The sequence below is a fragment of the Corynebacterium sp. HMSC077G07 genome (assembly GCF_001809225.1).
Classification (GTDB): Bacteria; Actinomycetota; Actinomycetes; order Mycobacteriales; family Mycobacteriaceae; genus Corynebacterium; species Corynebacterium jeikeium_D.
Genome location: NZ_KV796533.1, coordinates 1 through 21,593, shown reverse-complemented (window position 1 = coordinate 21,593; position 21,593 = coordinate 1). Strand labels below are relative to the sequence as shown.

At 58.6% G+C, this 21,593-nt stretch carries 15 protein-coding genes; 1 reads left to right on the top strand and 14 read right to left on the bottom strand.

Annotation, left to right across the window (positions count from 1 at the left end; genetic code table 11):
* Window positions 1–290: 290 nt before the first annotated feature.
* From tuf to rpsL, 4 genes are all read right to left on the bottom strand, one after another.
* Window positions 291–1,481, bottom strand: coding sequence for an elongation factor Tu (gene tuf / locus HMPREF2562_RS04780; protein ID WP_016422054.1), 1,191 nt, complete (start codon window positions 1,479–1,481; stop codon window positions 291–293).
* Window positions 1,482–1,983: 502 nt separating this feature from the next.
* Window positions 1,984–4,116, bottom strand: a complete 2,133-nt coding sequence (gene fusA, locus HMPREF2562_RS04775) for an elongation factor G (RefSeq protein WP_016422053.1) — start codon at window positions 4,114–4,116, stop codon at window positions 1,984–1,986.
* Between the two features lie 299 nt (window positions 4,117–4,415).
* A complete protein-coding gene (rpsG, locus tag HMPREF2562_RS04770) occupies window positions 4,416–4,886 on the bottom strand; it encodes a 30S ribosomal protein S7 (RefSeq protein WP_016422052.1) in 471 nt (156 codons plus the stop codon).
* A gap of 3 nt (window positions 4,887–4,889) precedes the next feature.
* Entirely contained in the window at window positions 4,890–5,261 is a 372-nt protein-coding gene (rpsL, locus tag HMPREF2562_RS04765; protein ID WP_005509887.1) for a 30S ribosomal protein S12, read from the bottom strand.
* Window positions 5,262–5,803: 542 nt separating this feature from the next.
* Between rpsL and HMPREF2562_RS04760 the strand changes: the two genes are divergently transcribed.
* On the top strand, window positions 5,804–6,451 hold the full coding sequence (locus tag HMPREF2562_RS04760; protein WP_016422051.1) for an SDR family oxidoreductase: 648 nt from the start codon (window positions 5,804–5,806) through the stop codon (window positions 6,449–6,451).
* Between the two features lie 305 nt (window positions 6,452–6,756).
* On the opposite strand, the gene HMPREF2562_RS04755 is transcribed toward HMPREF2562_RS04760, so the two are convergent.
* From HMPREF2562_RS04755 to secE, 10 genes are all read right to left on the bottom strand, one after another.
* Window positions 6,757–10,728, bottom strand: a complete 3,972-nt coding sequence (locus HMPREF2562_RS04755; protein ID WP_016422050.1) for a DNA-directed RNA polymerase subunit beta' — start codon at window positions 10,726–10,728, stop codon at window positions 6,757–6,759.
* Between the two features lie 148 nt (window positions 10,729–10,876).
* Window positions 10,877–14,365 (bottom strand): DNA-directed RNA polymerase subunit beta, encoded by a 3,489-nt coding sequence (locus HMPREF2562_RS04750; RefSeq protein WP_042388391.1) that lies wholly within the window; start codon window positions 14,363–14,365, stop codon window positions 10,877–10,879.
* Window positions 14,366–14,798: 433 nt separating this feature from the next.
* Complete coding sequence (locus HMPREF2562_RS04745; RefSeq protein ID WP_042388387.1) at window positions 14,799–15,764, bottom strand: cell envelope lipid trafficking protein PgfA; 966 nt, start codon at window positions 15,762–15,764, stop codon at window positions 14,799–14,801.
* Between the two features lie 223 nt (window positions 15,765–15,987).
* Complete coding sequence (gene rplL / locus HMPREF2562_RS04740) at window positions 15,988–16,371, bottom strand: 50S ribosomal protein L7/L12 (RefSeq protein WP_016422047.1); 384 nt, start codon at window positions 16,369–16,371, stop codon at window positions 15,988–15,990.
* Between the two features lie 124 nt (window positions 16,372–16,495).
* Window positions 16,496–17,008 carry a 50S ribosomal protein L10 gene (gene rplJ / locus HMPREF2562_RS04735; RefSeq protein WP_016422046.1) on the bottom strand — a complete coding sequence of 171 codons (513 nt, stop codon included), beginning with the start codon at window positions 17,006–17,008 and terminating at the stop codon, window positions 16,496–16,498.
* Between the two features lie 387 nt (window positions 17,009–17,395).
* The gene (locus HMPREF2562_RS04730; protein WP_042388383.1) at window positions 17,396–18,028 is read right to left on the bottom strand and encodes a hypothetical protein; all 633 of its coding nucleotides are present in this window, start codon (window positions 18,026–18,028) and stop codon (window positions 17,396–17,398) included.
* 253 nt (window positions 18,029–18,281) lie between these two features.
* Window positions 18,282–18,986: a 50S ribosomal protein L1 gene (rplA, locus tag HMPREF2562_RS04725; RefSeq protein ID WP_016422044.1), complete on the bottom strand. Its 705-nt coding sequence runs from the start codon at window positions 18,984–18,986 to the stop codon at window positions 18,282–18,284.
* A 101-nt stretch (window positions 18,987–19,087) separates the two neighbouring features.
* Window positions 19,088–19,525, bottom strand: coding sequence for a 50S ribosomal protein L11 (gene rplK, locus HMPREF2562_RS04720; RefSeq protein WP_016422043.1), 438 nt, complete (start codon window positions 19,523–19,525; stop codon window positions 19,088–19,090).
* A gap of 338 nt (window positions 19,526–19,863) precedes the next feature.
* Window positions 19,864–20,733 (bottom strand): transcription termination/antitermination protein NusG, encoded by an 870-nt coding sequence (gene nusG / locus HMPREF2562_RS04715; RefSeq protein ID WP_070546900.1) that lies wholly within the window; start codon window positions 20,731–20,733, stop codon window positions 19,864–19,866.
* A gap of 191 nt (window positions 20,734–20,924) precedes the next feature.
* Window positions 20,925–21,233, bottom strand: coding sequence for a preprotein translocase subunit SecE (gene secE, locus HMPREF2562_RS04710; RefSeq protein ID WP_049170051.1), 309 nt, complete (start codon window positions 21,231–21,233; stop codon window positions 20,925–20,927).
* Window positions 21,234–21,593: the final 360 nt, after the last annotated feature.

The window sequence follows — 21,593 nt, the reverse complement described above, 5'->3', positions numbered from 1 at the left end:
GTACTGGTTCCCAGCTGGGCCTGATACAACAATTGGCGCGAGCGCCTTTGTTAAAGCAACCTCCGTATTAAAGCACGTCCGGGCTACGAATGTAAAATCACGATTCCAAAGTGCAACGTACATCACACCCATTACGGCACAGTCTGCTTGACGACGGCTATTGCGCCGCCGCCCCCCCGCTCCGTCTAGTGTCGGCTATGTACAGATACAAAAAATCCCGACTTCCGCTTACGCGGAGTCGGGATTCTTCTAAGACTTAAGTTAAAGCATTTCCCCTATGGGGAGAAACCTTACTTAACGATCTTGGTAACGCGGCCAGCGCCGACGGTGCGGCCACCCTCGCGGATAGCGAAGCGCAAGCCCTCGTCCATTGCGACCGGCTGGATCAGCTTGACAGACATGTCAACGTTGTCGCCCGGCATGACCATCTCGACACCTTCCGGCAGGGAAACGACGCCGGTGACGTCGGTGGTGCGGAAGTAGAACTGCGGACGGTAGTTGTCGAAGAACGGGGTGTGACGGCCGCCCTCATCCTTAGACAGGATGTAGACGGAACCCTCGAACTCGGTGTGCGGGGTGTAAGCGCCCGGCTTAGCAACGATCTGACCGCGCTCGATGTCCTCACGCTTGGTACCGCGGAGCAGCAGACCACAGTTGTCGCCAGCCTCAGCGGAATCCAGCAGCTTGCGGAACATCTCGATACCGGTAACGGTGGTCTTCTGGGACTTCTCCTTGATGCCCAGAATCTCGACCTCGTCGTTAACGTTCAGAACGCCGCGCTCAACACGACCGGTAGCAACGGTGCCGCGACCGGTAATGGTGAAGATGTCCTCAATCGGCATCAGGAACGGCTTGTCGGTCTCGCGAACCGGATCCGGGATGTTCTCGTCGCAAGCTTCCATCAGCTCGACGATGGAGTTGACCCACTTCTCTTCGCCCTCAAGAGCCTTCAGAGCGGAGATGTGGACGATCGGAGCTTCCTCGTCGTAGTCCTGCTCAGCCAGCAGCTCGCGGACCTCCATCTCGACGAGCTCGATGATCTCTTCGTCGTCGACCATGTCGCACTTGTTCAGCGCAACGAGGATGTACGGAACGCCAACCTGGCGAGCCAGCAGAACGTGCTCGCGAGTCTGCGGCATCGGGCCGTCAGTAGCAGCGACAACCAGGATTGCGCCGTCCATCTGAGCAGCACCGGTAATCATGTTCTTGATGTAGTCGGCGTGGCCCGGGGCATCGACGTGAGCGTAGTGGCGCTTCTCCGTCTGGTACTCAACGTGGGAAACGTTGATGGTAATGCCACGTTCCTTCTCTTCCGGTGCCTTATCGATGGCATCGTAAGCGAACGACTCGTTCAGGTCCGGGAACTTGTCAGCCAGAACCTTGGTGATAGCGGCGGTAGTGGTGGTCTTACCGTGGTCAACGTGACCAATGGTACCGATGTTGACGTGCGGCTTCGTACGCTCGAACTTCGCCTTTGCCACTTTTAGTCCTCCTGGAGGTCTAGGTGGCCACGACTCTCGCAGCCACAATTTTGTGGTCACTCAATCCGCCTTCACAAGCATCAGAAGCCTTGAAGCTGTTCGCTTCCGACTTCGGAACGTGCGCGCGCAAAAGAGCACTATTCTTTCACTGTGCCAGTTACTCGATACTAGGGCAGGATACTGGAGTTTTCCAAACCAGACCAACCCCCTAGTTAAGGGTGGGTAACGGCCAGCAACTCACATCGTCATTTACCTGCATAAATGCTAGATATTTGAGCTGCGATCTAAAATCGGCCAACGATATGAATTGCGAGCAGCTACCCCCTAGAGCTTGCCTGTGCTAACACACGCCAACAGTCTGACGATGTCTCAGCACAGTCAAAGCTAGAGGGAATCTACTAAAGCTGCAGACCCTCGCACTGCGTTCTCTAAAAGAGTGACAGTGCAGTGCGTGCAGGGATGGGGTCAACTCTGATTGAGTGCCCCACCCTACCGGCGTGATTTAAGCGCCGGTACGAGCTGCAATGATCTCCTCGGCCACGGAGGACGGAACCTCAGCGTAGGAGTCGAAGATCATGGTGTAGTTAGCGCGACCCTGGGTCTTGGAACGCAGGTCACCAACGTAGCCGAACATCTCGGACAGCGGAACCAGAGCCTTGACAGCCTTGACGCCGGTGCGGTCTTCCATGGAGTTGACCTGGCCACGACGGGAGTTGATGTCACCGATGACCTCACCCATGTACTCTTCCGGAGTAATGACCTCAACGGCCATCATCGGCTCGAGCAGGACCGGCTTAGCCTTCTGAACAGCTTCCTTCAGAGCCTGCTGACCAGCGATCTTGAAGGCCATTTCGGAGGAGTCAACCTCGTGGTAAGCACCGTCGAGCAGGGTTGCCTTGATGTTCACCAGCGGGTAGCCGGCGAGGGTACCGTACTGCATTGCATCCTGGATACCAGCGTCGACAGACGGGATGTACTCCTTCGGAACGCGGCCACCGGTGACCTCGTTTGCGAAGAGGTAAGTTGTGGACTCGCCTTCTTCCACCTCTTCAGCGGACGGGGAGTACGGCTCCAGAGCAATGATGACGCGGGCGAACTGACCCGAACCACCGGTCTGCTTCTTGTGGGTGTACTCGAACTTCTCGACCGGCTTGCGGATGGTCTCGCGGTAAGCAACCTGCGGGTTACCGATGTTTGCTTCGACCTTGAACTCGCGCTTCATGCGGTCAACCAGGACGTCGAGGTGGAGCTCGCCCATACCGCCGATAACGGTCTGGCCGGTTTCCTCATCCAGGTGAACGGTGAAGGTCGGGTCCTCTTCAGCCAGACGCTGAATAGCGGTACCCAGCTTCTCCTGGTCAGCCTTGGACTTTGGCTCAATAGCAACGGAGATAACCGGATCCGGGAAGGACATGGACTCCAGAACGATCGGAGCATCCTGTGCACACAGGGTGTCACCGGTGGTGGTGTCCTTCAGACCAATGAAGGCGTAGATGTTACCTGCCACTGCCTCGTCAACAGGGTTCTCCTTGTTGGCGTGCATCTGGAACAGCTTACCGACGCGCTCCTTCTTGTCCTTGGTGGAGTTCAGGACCTGCTGGCCAGGCTCCACACGACCGGAGTAAACGCGGACGAAGGTCAGCTTGCCGAAGAACGGGTGAGCAGCAATCTTGAATGCGAGAGCGGAGAACGGCTCATCCTTAGACGGCTTACGGACCATATCGACGTCCTCGTCGCCCATCTGGTGGCCGTGAACCTCACCGATGTCCAGCGGATTCGGCAGGAAGTCAATGACAGCGTCGAGCAGCGGCTCAACACCCTTGTTCTTGTACGCGGTACCACAGTAGACCGGGTAGACCTCAGAGTTGATAACCATCTTGCGGATGGCGCCCTTGATCTCGTCCATGGTCAGCTCTTCGCCACCGAAGTACTTCTCCATGAGCTCCTCGTCGGACTCAGCGACGGTCTCAATGAGCTTCTCACGGTACTCGTTAGCCTTGTCGACCATGTCCGCCGGAATCTCCTCGACCTGCGCAGGAGTACCGATCTCAACCTTGCCCGGCCACATGAGGGCCTTCATCTCCAGCAGGTCAACAACGCCGTCGAAGTCATCCTCAGCGCCAATCGGCAGCTGCATAACCAACGGCTTAGCACCGAGGCGGTCAACGATGGTGCCAACGGTGTAGTAGAAGTCAGCGCCCAGCTTGTCCATCTTGTTGACGAAGCAAATACGCGGGACATCGTACTTCTGAGCCTGACGCCAAACCTGCTCAGACTGCGGCTCGACACCTTCCTTACCGTCGAAGACTGCGACGGCACCGTCGAGCACACGCAGGGAACGCTCAACCTCAACGGTGAAGTCGACGTGGCCCGGGGTATCGATGATGTTGATCTGGTTGTCGTTCCAGAAACAGGTCACAGCAGCGGAGGTAATGGTGATACCGCGCTCCTTCTCCTGCTCCATCCAGTCGGTGGTAGCGCCACCATCGTGAGTCTCGCCGACCTTGCGGTTAATACCCGTGTAGTACAGGATGCGCTCAGTCGTAGTCGTCTTACCAGCATCGATGTGCGCCATGATGCCGATGTTGCGGACCTTGTGGAGGTCCTTCTTAACGGGAAGTGCACCTTCAGCCACTTGATTCCCCACTCGTTTCAAATCGGTTTGGCGGTGAGACTCAATTACGGGATTGCAATTGGCCGTCAAATCCGCCGTCGGTCGGGTTTGCTTTATCTATAATGCCACCGTCTTGGCGCGAAGTCGCGCCGTGACGTACACCTATTGCGTAAATTCTACGCAAGACATCGGGTGTAAGCGCCGGGCTGGCCCCTATTGAGTGACCCTTAAAGATCTGTGGACCGCGACCGACGCGCGCCGTTGACATACCGGCAGCTGCTCTACGACGGTGACCACTCGCGGCCTCCGTCGATAAGCGATTACCAGCGGTAGTGAGCGAATGCGCGGTTTGCTTCCGCCATCTTGTGAGTGTCCTCACGACGCTTGACGGATGCACCCAGGCCGTTGGATGCATCGAGAATCTCGTTAGCGAGACGCTCGGTCATGGTGTTCTCACGGCGCTGACGGGAGAACATCAGCAGCCAGCGCAGTGCCAGCGTGGTGCCACGGCCCGGACGAACCTCGACCGGGACCTGGTAGGTGGCGCCACCAACACGGCGGGAACGAACCTCAAGAGCCGGCTTGACGTTCTCGATTGCGCGCTTCAGAGTCAGCACCGGATCAGTACCGGTCTTCTCTTCGCACAGCTCAAGTGCACCGTAGACGATGCGCTCTGCAGTCGACTTCTTACCGTCGATCAGAACCTTGTTGACCAGCTGCGACACCAGAGGGGAGCCGTAGACCGGGTCGTTGACGACAGGACGCTTCTGTACTGGGCCCTTACGTGGCATGGCTTACTTCTCCTTCTTTGCGCCGTAGCGGGAACGAGCCTGCTTGCGGTCCTTGACACCCTGGGTGTCGAGGGAACCACGGACGATCTTGTAGCGGACACCCGGGAGGTCCTTAACACGACCACCGCGAACGAGCACCATGGAGTGCTCCTGCAGGTTGTGGCCCTCACCCGGAATGTAAGCCGAAACCTCGATACCAGAGGTCAGACGAACACGAGCGACCTTACGAAGAGCCGAGTTCGGCTTCTTCGGGGTGGTGGTGTAAACACGGGTGCAAACGCCGCGGCGCTGAGGGGAACCCTTCAGAGCTGCGGTTGCAACCTTAGCCTTCTTGTCATGGCGGCCCTTGCGGACCAGCTGCTGAATAGTGGGCATGAAGCCTCTTTCTGTTTTCAATCCTCGCTGGACATTCTCACGACCGATGCCAACCGCAGCGGAGTAACCACCTTCCGTGTGAATGCATCACAAGAAAAGTTATTACTCATCCAGTGGTGAGCCCATCGGTTGAACGCAAGAAATGGAGGGATTTTGAACGTGCGAAACCCAGTCAGCCGCTCTCGCTGGCCTACTGGGTAATGTCTCAAGTTCCCAATTCTTTTCTGGGATCGTTGTATAACAGTACGCGAGCTGCGGGTTTAGTCCAAACACCCTGGTAATGGCCTATAAATTTCAAGCACTTTGAGCGCTTGTGGGCTTGGTGATCAAATTTTTGGGTGTTCAGCACGGCGCGCCTCGCCCCAAAAGACGCAGACGTTACTATGCCGGTTTGAATTGATAACTCGGCCAATTCTGCCGTCCGTTCGGTTTGCCCATAGTACTGTCCTGCATCAGCGCTGGAGAAACTTAATCGCCATGTTCACCACAGGCGAATGCCTTCTTCATTGCCAGCAGTGTACTGGCAGCGTATAGGTGGGGACATGTCTAAAAAGGTTATTGTCATTGGCGGCCACGGCAAGGTGGCCCAAATCTCTACTCCCCTACTTATCGACGATGGCTACGAGGTCACGTCTGTTATACGCAACCCCGACCAGGTTCCGGATATCGAGGCTCTCGGCGCCACACCAGCCGTTTACGACATCGCCAGTCTCTCGACCGAACAGTTTGCGGACCTTCTCAGCGCGCACGACGCTGTGATTTGGTCCGCCGGCGCTGGTGGAGGTTCACCAGAACGGACGTACGCGATCGACCGCGACGCAGCTATTACTTCGATTGCCGCAGCCGAGCAGGCTGGCGTTAAGCGCTACGTGATGGTCTCTTACTTTGGTGCGGGCCACGACCATGGCGTTCCAGAGGATCACAGCTTCTTTGCCTATGCCGAGTCCAAGGCTGCAGCCGACGAAGCGCTGCGCGCTTCAAACCTGGAATGGACCATTCTCGGCCCGAGTGCGCTCACGCTCAACGAGGGCCAGGATTCCATCGACACCACGGCGGACAAGGCAGGCGAGGTCGCTCGCGCGACCGTTGCCAATGTCATCGCGCAGGCCGTGTTCAACGAGGCTACCGTTGGTCGCATGATTAACTTCAACGAGGGCAACACCCCGATTGCAGAGGCTCTCAAGATGTAGAGGAGGGAGGTCGGGACGGAACCCCTAGGCCCTTCCTCCCCTGCCCCTTGCCTCTGTTCCTATCGCCTTTCTTCAGTCTCCAGCCGAGTTTTCCAGTTGGGTTGCCTCGACAAAGAAAAATCCTCCGGCACGACCGTGACGAACTAGCAACCCGCTAGTAAGCCACAACTGTGCCGGAGGATTTTTCCGGTTGCCACCTAACAGTTAGCGCACGAAGCCCCAACTGTCAGGCGAGGTGCTTTGCCAGACAGTGACCGAGGGAATTCTCCCGCTCCCCCCAGCCGCTGCCGCAAAGCTATTGATTTCTACTCGAAGGTTCCGATGTCATCCAGCGGAACTGCGGAACCGACCTGATCGATGCCGTAGGTGTCCTCGGCACCGTAGAAGCCCTCGCCGAAGGAAGCGAACGGGGCGGCTGCCTGGCGGGCAGCTTCCTCAGTCGGCTCAACCGTGATGTTGCGGTAGCGCGAGATACCCGTACCAGCCGGGATCAGCTTACCGATGATCACGTTCTCCTTCAGGCCGATGAGCTTATCCGAGCGCTTGTTGATAGCGGCGTCGGTAAGCACGCGCGTCGTCTCCTGGAAGGAGGCGGCGGACAGCCAGGACTCGGTGGCCAGCGATGCCTTGGTAATACCCATCAGCACGCGACGGCCTTCGATGACGCTGCCACCGGAGGCGACAATCTCGCGGTTCTTCGCCATGACCGTGGAGCGCTCGACCAGTGCACCTGGCAGCAGTTCGGAGTCACCTGGCTTAGACACAATCACGCGGCGCAGCATCTGGCTGACGATAACCTCGATGTGCTTGTCGTGAATGGCCACACCCTGATCACGGTAGACCGACTGGACTTCCTCGATGAGGTGGCGCTGGACGCCTCGGCGGCCCAGAACCTCGAGGACCTCGTGCGGATCGGCAGCGCCCTTGAGCAGCTGCTGACCCTTGACCACATGGTCACCATCGCGGATGGCGCGACGACGGCCATCGACAGTGATTTCAGCCAGGCCCTGACGCTTGGACAGCTTGTCGTAAACAACCTCGTCTTCGCTGTTGGCATCCGGGATGAGGGTGAGCGTGTAGAAGTGCTCGTCCTCCTCCAGGCGCACGCGACCGTTTTCGCGGACCAGCGGAGCCTTGTTCTTCGGCACGCGGGCCTCAAACAGCTCCTGGACACGCGGCAGACCACCGGTAATGTCGCCACCGACACCACCCTGGTGGAACGTACGCATGGTCAGCTGGGTACCCGGCTCACCAATGGACTGCGCAGCAACAATACCGACAGCCTCTCCGATGTCGACCAGCTTGCCGGTTGCCATCGAGCGACCGTAACACTTGGCACAGACACCGGTTGCGGTGGAACAGGTCAGAACCGAGCGGACCTTGACTTCCTTGACACCGTGGCTGAGAGCCAGGGTGATGTGGTCGTCGTTCAGGTCGGTGTCAGCCGCGATAAGGACATTGCCCTCAGCGTCGGTGACATCGGCTGCCAGCACACGAGCAATCGCGGCGGTCTCGACATACTTCGCACGACGGATCTCGCCGGTCGGGTTGCCGGCTGCGTCCAGAACATCCTCGCCGATCTCGACAATGACACCATCGTGGGTGCCACAGTCCTCTTCGCGAACGATGACGTCCTGCGCAACGTCGACCAGACGACGGGTCAGGTAACCCGAGTCAGCGGTACGAAGCGCGGTATCGGCCAGACCCTTACGGGAACCGTGCGAGTTGTTGAAGTACTCGAGAACCGACAGGCCTTCGCGGAAGGAGGTCTTAATCGGACGGGTGATGTATTCACCACGCGGGTTCGTAACCATACCCTTCATGCCGGCCAGCGAGTGAATCTGGCCCATGTTACCGGCAGCACCCGACTTCACGATCATCGGAATCGGATTGTCATCCGGGTACAGAGCCTCGACCTTTTCACCGACCTCAGCCGTCGCAGCCTTCCACAGGTTAACCAGCGACTCGTGACGCTCAGCAGCCGAGAGCTTACCGCGGCGGAACTTCTTCTCCACCGTGGCGGCCTTCTCTTCGTAGCCGTTTAGGATCTCCCGCTTGTTCGGGAGAACCAGCACGTCAGACATAGCAATGGTGACACCAGAACGGGTAGCCCAGTAGAAGCCAGCATCCTTGAGCTTGTCGACGGTCTGAGCGACCGTGATCATCGGGTACTTGGCAGCCAAGTCGTTGATGATCGCAGCCTGCGGCTTCTTAGCCATAACGCCTTCGACGTATGGGTAGTTCCACGGCAGCAGGTCGTTGAACATAACGCGGCCCAGCGTGGTCGAAGCCAGCCAGGTATCGCCCTTGTTCCAACCGTCTGGGAACTGCTCGGCCTCAATCTCGGCCGGCGGACGCAGGTGGCTGATGCGCACCTTAATCGGGCTCTGCAGACCAATTGCACCGCGGTCGTAAGCCATGATGGCCTCGGCCGGGCTGGTGTAAATACCCTGCTCCGGTGCGTCCTCGGTGGCATCCTGGTGGCCACCCGGCAGCTCCGGCTTCTCCAGCGTCAGGAAGTACAGGCCAGTGACCATATCCAGACGCGGCATAGCCAGCGGCTTACCGGAAGCCGGCGACAGAATGTTGTTCGAGGACAGCATCAGGACGCGAGCCTCGGCCTGTGCTTCAGCGGACAGCGGCAGGTGGACTGCCATCTGGTCACCGTCGAAGTCGGCGTTGAAAGCCTCACATGCCAGTGGGTGCAGCTGAATTGCCTTACCCTCAACCAGGACCGGCTCGAAAGCCTGAATACCCAGGCGGTGCAGCGTAGGTGCACGGTTCAGCAGGACCGGGTGTCCGGTAATGACATCTTCGAGGACGTCCCACACCTCTGGGCGCTGACGCTCAACCATGCGCTTCGCGCTCTTGATGTTCTGCGCGTAGCTCTTGGCCACGAGCTCCTTCATCACGAACGGCTTGAACAGCTCAAGTGCCATCAGCTTCGGCAGACCACACTGGTGCAGCTTCAGCTGCGGGCCGACGATAATAACCGAACGGCCGGAGTAGTCAACACGCTTACCCAGCAGGTTCTGACGGAAACGACCCTGCTTACCCTTGAGCAGGTCGCTCAGGGACTTCAGCGGGCGGTTACCCGGACCAGTGACCGGGCGGCCGCGACGTCCATTGTCGAACAGTGCGTCAACGGATTCCTGAAGCATGCGCTTCTCGTTGTTGACGATGATCTCCGGAGCGCCGAGGTCGATCATGCGCTTCAGGCGGTTGTTGCGGTTGATGACACGACGGTAGAGGTCGTTCAAGTCCGAGGTCGCAAAGCGGCCACCGTCGAGCTGCACCATCGGGCGCAGCTCCGGCGGAATCACCGGGATGCAGTCGAGCACCATAGCGGCTGGGTCGTTGCCGGACTGCAGGAATGCAGTGACAACCTTCAGGCGCTTGAGGGCGCGCATCTTCTTCTGACCCTTGCCGTCGCGAATAATCTCGCGCAGCTCCTCGGCCTCCTTGGCCAGGTCGAAGTTGCGGATCAGGGTCTGAATAGCCTCAGCACCCATACCACCGGTGAAGTAGTCCTCGTAGCGGTCGACGAGCTCGGTGTAAATACCCTCGTCGATAATCATCTGCTTCGGCTCGAGCTTGATGAAGGTGTTCCAAATCTCATCGAGACGATCCAGCTCGCGCTGGGCGCGCTCACGGATGTGGCGCATCTCGCGCTCGGCTGCAGACTGAACCTTCTTGCGGGCGTCAGCCTTGGCACCGGCTGCCTCGAGCTCAGCCAGATCCTCTTCCAGGGTCTGGGCGCGTTCGGCCAGCTCCTGGTCGCGGTCGTCCTCAACCAGCTTCTTGTCCACGAGCATGTCTGCTTCGAGGGTTTCCTGGTCGTTGTGGCGAGCCTCTTCATCCACAGAAGTGATGATGTTGGCAGCGAAGTAGATGATCTTTTCCAAATCCTTCGGAGCCAAATCGAGCAGGTAGCCGAGGCGAGACGGCACACCCTTGAAGTACCAGATGTGAGTGACCGGAGCGGCCAGCTCAATGTGGCCCATGCGCTCACGGCGAACCTTCGACTTGGTCACCTCAACGCCACAGCGTTCACAGATGATGCCCTTGAAGCGAACGCGCTTGTACTTACCACAAGCACACTCCCAGTCACGGGTCGGGCCGAAGATACGCTCACAGAAAAGGCCATCCTTTTCCGGCTTCAGCGTACGGTAGTTAATCGTCTCGGGCTTCTTGACCTCACCGCGAGACCAGCGGCGGATGTCGTCGGCGGTAGCGAGCCCAATCCGGAGCTCGTCAAAGTTGTTGACGTCGAGCACCTGTTTTCCCTTTCCCTCCGCATCGAAGTAATGCGGAAACCAAATTCTCTGCGGAGGTTTTTGTACGTTGTCGTCTGTGTTGGGTTATTCGCGAGTTAGGGCTTCCCGACCCTGATACTCACGCAATGTTTCGTCGTTAAGCGAGAAACTATGCGGAGTCAGCGTCAGAACGCTCGTCGCGGGACAGGTTAATGCCGAGGGAAGCGGTCGCGTGGTCGAGTTCCTCATCGTCGGAGGAGCCCAACTCAACCGGAACGCCGTCGGCCGAAAGGACCTCAACGTTCAGGCAGAGCGACTGCAGTTCCTTCAGAAGCACCTTGAACGACTCCGGAATACCCGGATCCGGAATGTTGTCGCCCTTCACGATTGCCTCGTAGACCTTGACGCGGCCAACCACGTCATCGGACTTGATAGTGAGCAGCTCCTGCAGGGTGTAGGCAGCGCCGTATGCCTGCATTGCCCACACCTCCATCTCACCGAAGCGCTGACCACCGAACTGAGCCTTACCACCCAGCGGCTGCTGGGTAATCATGGAGTACGGACCGGTGGAACGAGCGTGAATCTTCTCGTCGACCAGGTGGTGCAGCTTCAGCATGTACATGTAGCCCACCGAAACCGGGAACGGGAACTTCTCGCCAGAGCGGCCGTCGAACAGCGTGGCCTTACCGTCAGCGTTGACCAGCACCTCGCCGTCACGGTTCGGGCGGGACGACGCGAGCAGACCAGCGAGCTCCTCGTTCTCAGCACCGTCGAACACTGGGGTTGCGACCAGGGAGTCGGACGGAACGTCGTGCAGGTCAGCCGGAAGACGCTTAGCCCAATCCGGGTCGCCCTCAATGCTCCAGCCGGCCTTCGCCAGCCAGCCGAGGTGAACCTCGAGGACCTGGCCGATGTTCATACGACGCGGAACACCGTGGGTGTTCAGAATGATGTCGACCGGGGTGCCGTCCGGCAGGAACGGCATATCCTCCTGCGGCAGGATCTTGCCGATAACACCCTTGTTACCGTGGCGACCTGCCATCTTGTCGCCGTCCTGAATCTTGCGCTTCTGCGCAACGTAGACGCGGACCATCTCGTTGACACCCGGTGCCAGGTCGTCATCGTCTTCACGGGAGAAGACGCGGACGCCGATGACCTTGCCGGACTCACCGTGCGGAACACGCATGGAGGTGTCACGGACCTCGCGGGACTTCTCGCCGAAGATAGCGCGCAGCAGGCGCTCCTCCGGAGTCAGCTCAGTCTCGCCCTTCGGCGTGGTCTTAGCGACCAGGATGTCACCGTCGCGAACGTCGGCACCGATGCGGACGATACCGCGGTCATCCAGATCCTTCAGCATCTCCTCGGATGCGTTCGGGATGTCACGGGTGATTTCCTCCGGACCCAGCTTGGTGTCGCGGGCATCAATCTCATGCTCCTCGATGTGAATCGAGGTCAGGATGTCCTCCTCAACCATGCGCTGGTTCAGGATGATGGCGTCCTCGTAGTTGTGTCCTTCCCACGGCATGAATGCCACGAGCAGGTTCTTACCAAGTGCCATCTCACCGTTGTCGGTACCCGGACCATCAGCGATGACCTGGCCGGCCTCAACACGCTGGCCTTCGTCAACCAGTGGCTTCTGGTTGTAGCAGGTGCCCTGGTTGGTGCGTTCGAACTTGCGCAGCAGGTAGGTGTGGCGCTGGCCCTCATCGTCCATGATGGTGATGAAGTCTGCCGACACCGTCTCGACCACACCGGTGGCCGAAGCGACAATGACATCGCCGGCGTCGTAAGCAGCACGCTGCTCCATACCGGTACCGACGAACGGAGCCTCCGAACGCAGCAGCGGCACAGCCTGACGCTGCATGTTCGCACCCATCAGGGCACGGTTAGCGTCGTCGTGCTCGAGGAACGGAATCATGGCGGTAGCCACGGAGACCATCTGACGCGGGGAAACATCGAGGTAGTCGACCTCATCGGCGCGGACGGACTCGACGTCACCACCCTTCTTACGAACAGACAGGGTCTCCTGAACGAAGTGGCCGTTCTCGTCGATCGGGGTGTTGGCCTGCGCGACGACGTAGCGGTCTTCCTCATCAGCGGTGAGGTAGTCGACCTCGTCGGTGATGACACCATCGCGGACGCGACGGTACGGAGTCTCAATGAAACCGAACGGGTTCACGCGTGCGTAGCAGGACAGCGAACCAATCAGGCCAATGTTCGGACCCTCTGGGGTCTCAATTGGACACATGCGACCGTAGTGGGACGGGTGAACGTCTCGAACCTCAAGGCCAGCACGGTCACGGGTCAGACCACCCGGGCCCAGTGCGGACAGACGACGCTTGTGGGTCAGGCCCGACAGCGAGTTGTTCTGGTCCATGAACTGGGACAGCTGGGAAGTACCGAAGAACTCACGGATAGCCGCGGAAACCGGGCGCACGTTAATCAGGGTGGTCGGCTGGATCGACTCCACGTCCTGAGTGGTCATGCGCTCACGAACCACGCGTTCCATGCGGGACAGACCCACGCGGACCTGGTTCTGAATCAGCTCGCCTACGGTACGCAGACGACGGTTACCGAAGTGGTCGATATCGTCGGTCTCAACCGGGATTTCGACGCCTTCCGGCGAGGTCATAACATTCTCGCCGTCGTGCAGACGCACGAGGTATTCGATGGTGGTAGCAATATCCTGCTCGGTCAGAACCATCTCGCCGGAGGCATCAGCGCCCAGGCCCAGCTTGCGGTTGACCTTGTAGCGACCGACCTTAGCCAGGTCGTAGCGCTTCGGTTTGAAGAAGTTGTTCTCCAGCAGAGCCAGCGCGGACTCGCGCGTCGGCGGCTCACCCGGGCGCTGCTTGCGGTAAATCTCCAGCAGGGCCTCGTCGGTGTTTGCAACACCGTCCTTCTCCAGGGTGGCCATCATGATCTCAGAGAAGCCGAAGCGCTCCTTGATCTCCTCGGTGGTCCAGCCGAAAGCCTTCAGCAGAACCGTGACCGGCTGGCGACGCTTACGGTCAATACGAACGCCGACGGTGTCCCGCTTGTCGACGTCGAACTCCAGCCACGCACCGCGCGACGGAATAATCTTCACCGAGTGCAGCGGGCGCTCGGTGGACTTGTCGATGGTCTCATCGAAGTAGACGCCCGGAGAGCGCACCAGCTGAGAAACAACGACACGCTCAGTTCCGTTGACGATGAACGTACCCTTGTCCGTCATCATCGGGAAGTCACCGATGAAGACGGTCTGGCTCTTGATCTCACCGGTCTCGCGGTTGGTGAACTCCGCGGTGACGTAGAGGGGAGCCGAGTAGTTGATGTCCTTATCCTTGGACTCATCCACGGTGTTCTTGACGGAGTCGAACCATGGGTCCGACAGCGTCAGGGACATCTTCTGGGAGTAGTCCTCGATCGGAGAGAGCTCTTCTAGAATATCTTCGAGACCGCTGGTAACCCGAGCGTCTTCTCCGAGCTCCTCCTGGCGACGAGCACGCCACTCAGGCGTGCCAATGAGCCATGCGAAAGACTCACGCTGCAGGTCGAGCAGACCAGGAACCGCAATCGGCTCCTGAATCTTTGCAAACGAGTACCTCTTCGAAGCTCCGGGAATACCGGTTACTGCCTTGGTCTGGCGGGAGACTGCCAAGATGCGTCCTTCCAGCACCTCACGCGGTGGAGCACACCGGCAACCGGTGGTGCGCTCCGCCCGCTTGGTTTATACGCGATTCAAGTTGCAGGAATTATTTCTGTTGCGCACCGGGATACTTTGCGTCTAACCTTTGGTCACACACGAAAGTGATTCCCCCGCCACTTGGCCTCCAAGACCAGCCTTTAAAGGCGAGCCCCCGAGCCCTAACGGCGGCGTCGCAGCAACTCCTTTAACAGCTAGATGCACGAAAAACGGTGCTACATAATAGCCCCGCGCTCCGAGCGCAAACTATAAAAGAGCTGGCGACAGATACACTAATTCCAGCGCAACGATTTAGCCTATATCAAAAACTGGCAGTTGTCTAGTACAACTTGACAAATCGGGCGTGTCGCATTCACCCGTTACCGATATAACGATGAGGCCTGGGCGCTATGGCCGTCGTAAAGCGTTACTCTGTTTTACGACGGGTCGAAGGACGCACGATACCCACGATTGCGATGAATACCAGAATCGAACCGGACGCAATGAGGCCGATTGACCACGGCTCTAGAGCTGGGCGCTGGAAATTCTGTATTGCGCCAAAGAGAAGCTGATTGGAAAGGCCTTCGTCCATCTTGCCGTTGAAGCGCAGGTAGTCCATGATCGGCTCGCCATCGCGGGTCTCCCACCAAAGGTGGATGTCCTCGGCCATATCGATGACCGAGCCAGACTTGGGCTCAACCCACAAATCACGGGTGCCCTGGTACTGGAGGAAGCCGGACTTGTCATCCTGGGTTAGCTGAGAGACGTAAGAACGGTACTTCTGGGCGAGATTCGTCTTCTCAATGTCCTGACGGAAATGCAGGACACGGTTACCGCCGCGCTCCTCTTCCCCGACAAACTTTGCCGGCAAGGAATCGTGGAGGAGATCATCAAAGATCAGGTATTCCTTTTCCTCCGTGTCGGCCGGAAGCTTCACCCAGTTCCCCTCGAAAGCCACTGACCGTGGAACGCCTGCCATGCGGTCGACAAGCGTCGCAGGAGCCAGCGCCTCGCCAGTGAGGCGGTCGATGGTAACTGTCCAGATATTGGCCTCGATAAGCTCCGTCAGCGGGTCGGTGCCTATGACCTCAGGGGGAAGCTCACGCATTTCAGTCACACCGACACGGAGCGAAACCTTGTCCGCATCCGCGGGTTCGATGAGCACGCCATGGAGCTGTCGCTGCAGCGGCGAGTGCACTTCCTCCCGCTTGCCCTCTTCGTTAATCCTGGTGGATACGCCGTCTTCCGCCCGCAGGGTATACGACACCGGCGGCAGGTCAAGCGGCATTTTGGGATCAACATTGAGCACTTTGGGCAGCAAAATGCCAGCAGCAAGCAGTGCGGTGCCTAGACCCAACAGAAGGATAGACAAAATTCTCGGCCGTGAGAGCATGTTAGATACTTTACAGGCCAATAAGGGTAATCAAGACAATGAGTGGGCTGGTTTTTGCCTCAACTCCCTGTGACGGGTGAGATTAGTGAGGTTTTGCCCGGGTCAGGTGGGTTAGCAAAGGCCCCAGATACAAAAGAACCGCCAACCCCGGGCACGAAGCCCAGAACTGGCGGTCAGAATTGGTAGCTTTAGGCCACTACCGGGGCCGAGGCAAGTAATTGAATTACTTGAGGGCAACCTTTGCGCCAGCCTCTTCCAGCTTAGCCTTAGCAGCCTCAGCGTCGTCCTTGGAAGCACCCTCCAGGATAGCCTTCGGAGCGGACTCAACCATCTCCTTAGCCTCCTTCAGGCCCAGGCCGGAGACGATCTCACGGACAGCCTTAATAACGCCGATCTTCTTAGCGCCAGCGTCCTCGAGGACGACGTCGAACTCGTCCTTCTCCTCAGCAGCAGCCTCGCCGCCAGCAGCGCCTGCAGCAGCAACTGCAACCGGAGCAGCAGCGGTGACGTCGAACTCTTCCTCGAAAGCCTTCTTGAACTCGGTGAGCTCAACGAGGGTCATTTCCTTGAAAGCCTCGAGCAGTTCCTCAGTGGTGTACTTAGCCATGGATATTCTCCTATGAGTGTGGTGCGGCCGCTCCCCTCAGAGATCCCTGGGGTCGAAGCCGTCAAAGTGATATTGAAAAGTTTTTCGCGTGATTTAGTTCGCGTAGATCGCGAGCCGCTCGGGATTACTTCTTTTCCTCGAGTGCCGCAGCAAGGCGGGCAACCGAGGAGGTCGGAGCGTCGAGCAGGCCAGCGACGTTCGCCAGAACGCCGTTGAAGGCACCAGCCAGCTTTGCCAGCGTGGTCTCACGGTTATCCATATCCGCAAGAGCCTCGAACTGTGCTGCATCCATTGCAGCACCGTCCATGTAGCCGCCCTTGATCACGAGGTTCTTGTTGTCACCGGCGAACTTCTTAATCGCCTTAGCCGCATCCACAGCCTCGCCCTTGATGAAGGCGACTGCAGTCGGGCCGTTCAGGTGCTCATCAAGACCCTCAATCCCTGCCTCGTCGGCAGCGATCTTGATCATGGTGTTCTTGGCGACGGAGTACTTAACATCAGCACCGAGGGCGCGACGCAGTTCCGTGATTTCCGCAACGGACAGGCCGCGGTACTCAGTCAGCACGATAGCGTTGGACTCTTCAACGTCCTGCTTCAGCGCTGCAACAGCTGCAATCTTCTCAGCATTTGCTGCCATGTGTACTCTCGCCTCCTTCCTGGTCTTTGCAATTTTCCGCTCGGCCAAGTGAAGGATTCTTTTGCGCAAATACAACAAACGCCCCAATCCTCGCACAAGGATGGGGCGCACAATTCTTGTGGCGTGTTCCACTTCAACTCCGCCAACCCCAAGGCCAGCAGGTGAAGTCAAACTGCGCAAGCGCTTCCAAGTCCTCCTGCGTGGGCCGCTCACTGTATTCCTACAATGAAACCTTCAATCCGCTTCTTTCAAAGCGAATGACCGACGGTCTTCGGTGAAACTTGAGTACCAACCTCCATCTTCCCAACTCGATGTTGGTACCGATTGGAAGCCGGTCAAACTTCGTGAAGAAACTTTATACCAGACCCTGGCAATTAACCAAATCGCCTATCCAAACCGCGCCGCACCTGGCTCTCCGAAGCGGCCGAACTCCAGGTCCTTCTCACGTTGCTGGACAATCATCTCGAGCTCGGCAAAGTACGCATTCAGGTTGTCGTCGGCAAGCCAGAGCACTTGGTCGGCGTAGTCGAGCACCACGCGCACCATGTCGTCGGGATGTGCGTCCAATCTGGCGGCGTCGAGAATATCCACGGTGAGTGTCAGTGCCACGCGCACAACCGGCGGGATCTGCGATGCCAGGCACTGCTGCGCCACGACATTGCGCAGCTCGACGGCCTCCATCCGCGCGATGATGCGCAACAGCCGCACGACCACGACCTGCGCCGCCCGAGCTTGCAGAGCTTCCTCCTCACTCATCCCCGGAAGCACCACAGAGTCCTGGATATTGCGGCGAAGGACCTCAGCTACGCGCTCGTCCTCCCCTAGCCCCGTCAGTACCTCGCCCAGCAGAGTCTGTCCCGCGATGCGCAGGCAGGGCATGTCATAGGCGTCGTCGCCCAACGAGTCGAGATACGAGATGAGCTGCGATTCAATAATTCCGGAACCGTCGTCGAGCTGCGCCAGGCGATTAATCTCGCCGAGCGCCTCCAGCCCTTCTTCGGGTTCCAAAATTAACGTCATAGTCGCGATTTTAAGCAACAAACTTTGGCTGTGAGTCCATTTCGCCTGGATTAGTTGTTTGGATTAGCAATTCGCTTTACGACGTCTACCGCGCCCAAGCCCCCACCGCGCTATCGATACCCCTTATGCCAATGCAAAACCGCCACCTCACACACTCTGGAAAGTGCGCGCGGCGGCGGTTTTAAAGAGCTTTGCTCAGAGTCACTCTCGAGTGACTCGTGAAGAGCACACTCGCCTATCGGCTGATGCTGATTTAGGCGGTGTAGTCCTTGATCACACTGGTGTCAACCGGGATGCCCGGGCCGTTGGTGGCGGAGACGGTGATCTTCTTCAGGTACTTACCCTTAGCAGCGGACGGCTTGAGGCGCATCAGCTCGTCGATAAGCGCACCGTAGTTCTCGGCCAGCTTCTCAGCGTCGAAGGAAGCCTTACCGATAACAGCCTGCAGGTTTGCAGCCTTGTCAACGCGGAAGGAAATCTTACCGCCCTTGATCTCGGTGACAGCCTTAGCGACATCCGGGGTAACGGTGCCGGTCTTCGGGTTCGGCATCAGACCACGCGGGCCGAGGATGCGAGCCACGCGACCAACCTTGGCCATCTGGTCCGGGGTAGCGATAGCAGCGTCGAAGTCGGTCCAACCGCCCTGAATCTTCTCGATCAGCTCCTCGGAGCCAACGAAGTCAGCGCCAGCCTCTTCAGCCTTGGTGGCGTTCTCGCCAGCAGCGAAGACGACAACGCGGACGGTCTTACCGGTACCGTTCGGCAGGGAGACAGTGCCGCGAACCAGCTGGTCAGCCTTGCGCGGGTCAACGCCCAGGCGGATGGCGACGTCGATGGTGGCGTCGTAGTTCTTGGAGGAGGTCTCCTTGGCCAGGTTAGCGGCCTCGAGCGGAGAGTAGATGCGGCCGGCGTCGATCTTCTCGGCGGCGGCGCGGTATGCCTTAGAGTTCTTGCTCATGAAAAGTCCAATCTCAATTAAGTGAAATGGTTGGATTGTGGTGTGTAGCGGGCCGAAGCTGGCCCTACCACTTGATGAAGGTGCAGCTAAACGCTGACGGTTTACTTAGCGCCCTCGACGGTGATGCCCATAGAACGAGCGGTACCGGCGATGATGCGTGCACCCATCTCGATGTCGTTAGCGTTCAGGTCCGGCTTCTTCAGCTCGGCGATTTCCTTGCACTGCTCCCAGGTCACGGAACCGACCTTGTTGGTGTGCGGAACGCCAGAGCCCTTCTGGATGCCAGCGGCCTTCAGCAGCAGCTTAGCTGCCGGCGGGGTCTTCAGAACGAAGGTGAAGGAGCGGTCTTCGTAGACAGAGATTTCAACCGGGACAACGTTGCCACGCTGGTTCTCAGTTGCTGCGTTGTAAGCCTTGCAGAACTCCATGATGTTGACACCATGAGCACCCAGTGCCGGACCAACCGGCGGAGCCGGGTTAGCCTGACCAGCCTGAATCTGCAGCTTAATAATCGCAGAAAGCTTCTTCTTCGGAGCCATCGGATTAACCTACTTCCTAGTTACCGGGGCACGCCGCCCCGATGAAAAGGCGACTCACCCCGTCCGGATGCCGACGCTTTACGACGACCCTTGCGCCCTCGACCATCATGGCCGCTGGCGCTGGTCATCGAGTTGGTGCCAGCCACCGGGGATACGAATTACTTGGCGCATCTGTGCTCAAGGCACAAAAATGCACGCCTGGCTACGTTACCGCAGCGTATGGCGTGCATCAAAATCCGTTACCGGATTGGTTGCGCGAGCGAGCTAGCTGGTGCCTTGCTCGGCGCTTGGCTTGGCGGTGCTCTCCGCTTGGCTCTGCGCCTGGCTTGAGGTCGGGCCTAGTTCAGCTTCTCGACCTCATCGATGCCCAGCTCGACCGGGGTCTCACGGCCGAAGATGGAAACCAGAGCCTTCATGCGGCCGGTGTCCGGGTCGATCTCGGAGATGGTCGCAGCCACAGATGCGAACGGACCGGACAGGATGGTGACGGACTCGCCGACCTCATAGTCGATGGCGACGGCCTTCTTCTCCGCCTGCGGCGCCGCTGCGACAGCCAGCTCACCGTCGGCATTTGCAGCTTCTTCAGCGGCGTCCGCGGTGATGGTCTCCTTCGGCATGAGGAACTTAGCGACCTCGCGAATCTTGACCTTGGACGGCTGGCCCTCGCTACCGACGAAGGAAGTAACACCCGGGGTGTCGCGGACGACGGACCAGGACGGGTCATCCAGGCTCATACGAACCAGAACGTAGCCCGGCAGCAGCTTGCGCTTAACGATCTTCTTCTTGCCGTCGTCCTTGCGCTCTTCGACTTCCTCAACCGGAACGATGACCTCGTGGATCTGCTCATCGACACCCATGGTCTGGGCGCGCATTTCCAGGTTGGTCTTCACCTTGTTCTCGTAGCCGGAGTAGCACTGGATGATGTACCAGTCGCCCGGACGACGCTTGAGCTCACGCTGGAACTCGCGCAGGCGCTTACGGTACTCGGCATCTGCGTCAGCAGCTGCCTGTGCCTCAGCGTCAGCGGCAGTCTCCTCTGCCGGCGCTGCTTCTGCTGCAGCAGTGTCAGCTGCGGCTGCGTCGGCTGCGGCTGCGACTGCACCCTCGGCCGAAGCTTCTACCTGAGCCGGTGCGTCCTGCGCATCCTGCTCAGTTGCGGCAGCATCCGCGGACTGGGCGTCGGAGAAAATATTCTGACCATCATTCATGTCGTGCTAACCCCTCTTGTATCTACATCAACGGTTCGCGACATTGGCATCTTCGCCTAAAGAGTCCTAAGAGCCAATATGCCATCCGCAATCACTTCGCACAGCCAGACACCAGCTGCGCTAACGAATAATCCCGCCGTCCGGAACTCGGAGGCGGGATGAAAAGCATCACTGCGAAACAGTATAACCGATTACTTACCCAACACCGATCGGACACCCAGACCGGCCAGCGTGTCCACACCCCACACGAGAACGATCATGGCAATCAAGAACAGAATCACGATGATGCTGTAGGTGACCATCTGGCGGCCGGTCGGCCAAATCACCTTGCGCAGCTCGTCAACAACCTGCTTGATGAAAACCAAAGGGTTACGAGTCGAAAGCTCGTTGGTCTCCTTCTCACGCGCAGGCTTCTTCGCCACGGTGGTCTGCGCGCCCGTCGCCTGGCGCTTACCGGACGGGCGAGCCGCCGCCTGGAAAGTCTGGTTTTCCTCAGACACGATGCTCCTTCGCTACTTCGTGCATATGAGACCTAAAGATACTGCACAGTGAAACTCAAACGTGAATTCTTCAAGGGCAAACTCCGGGGAAGTTCTCCGGAGCCAAGCCCCCACTGTGCAGAGCAAGTCTGGTTCAGTGCGTAAATTCTAGCCGATAATCCACACTATCGAAGAAATGCCCTTCGTGGGAACCGCAGGCTTCGAGATTCGATTCTGACAACCCCAAAGAGCTACGGGCTGCTAGCTCGGTCTGCTCGCTGGGGCTGCTCGCTTGGGGATGCGAACTTGGGGCTGCAAATGTGAAACTGTATGGGTTTATGACACTTTCAAGCCGGTAGGGTCAGGCGGTCATTGCATCAT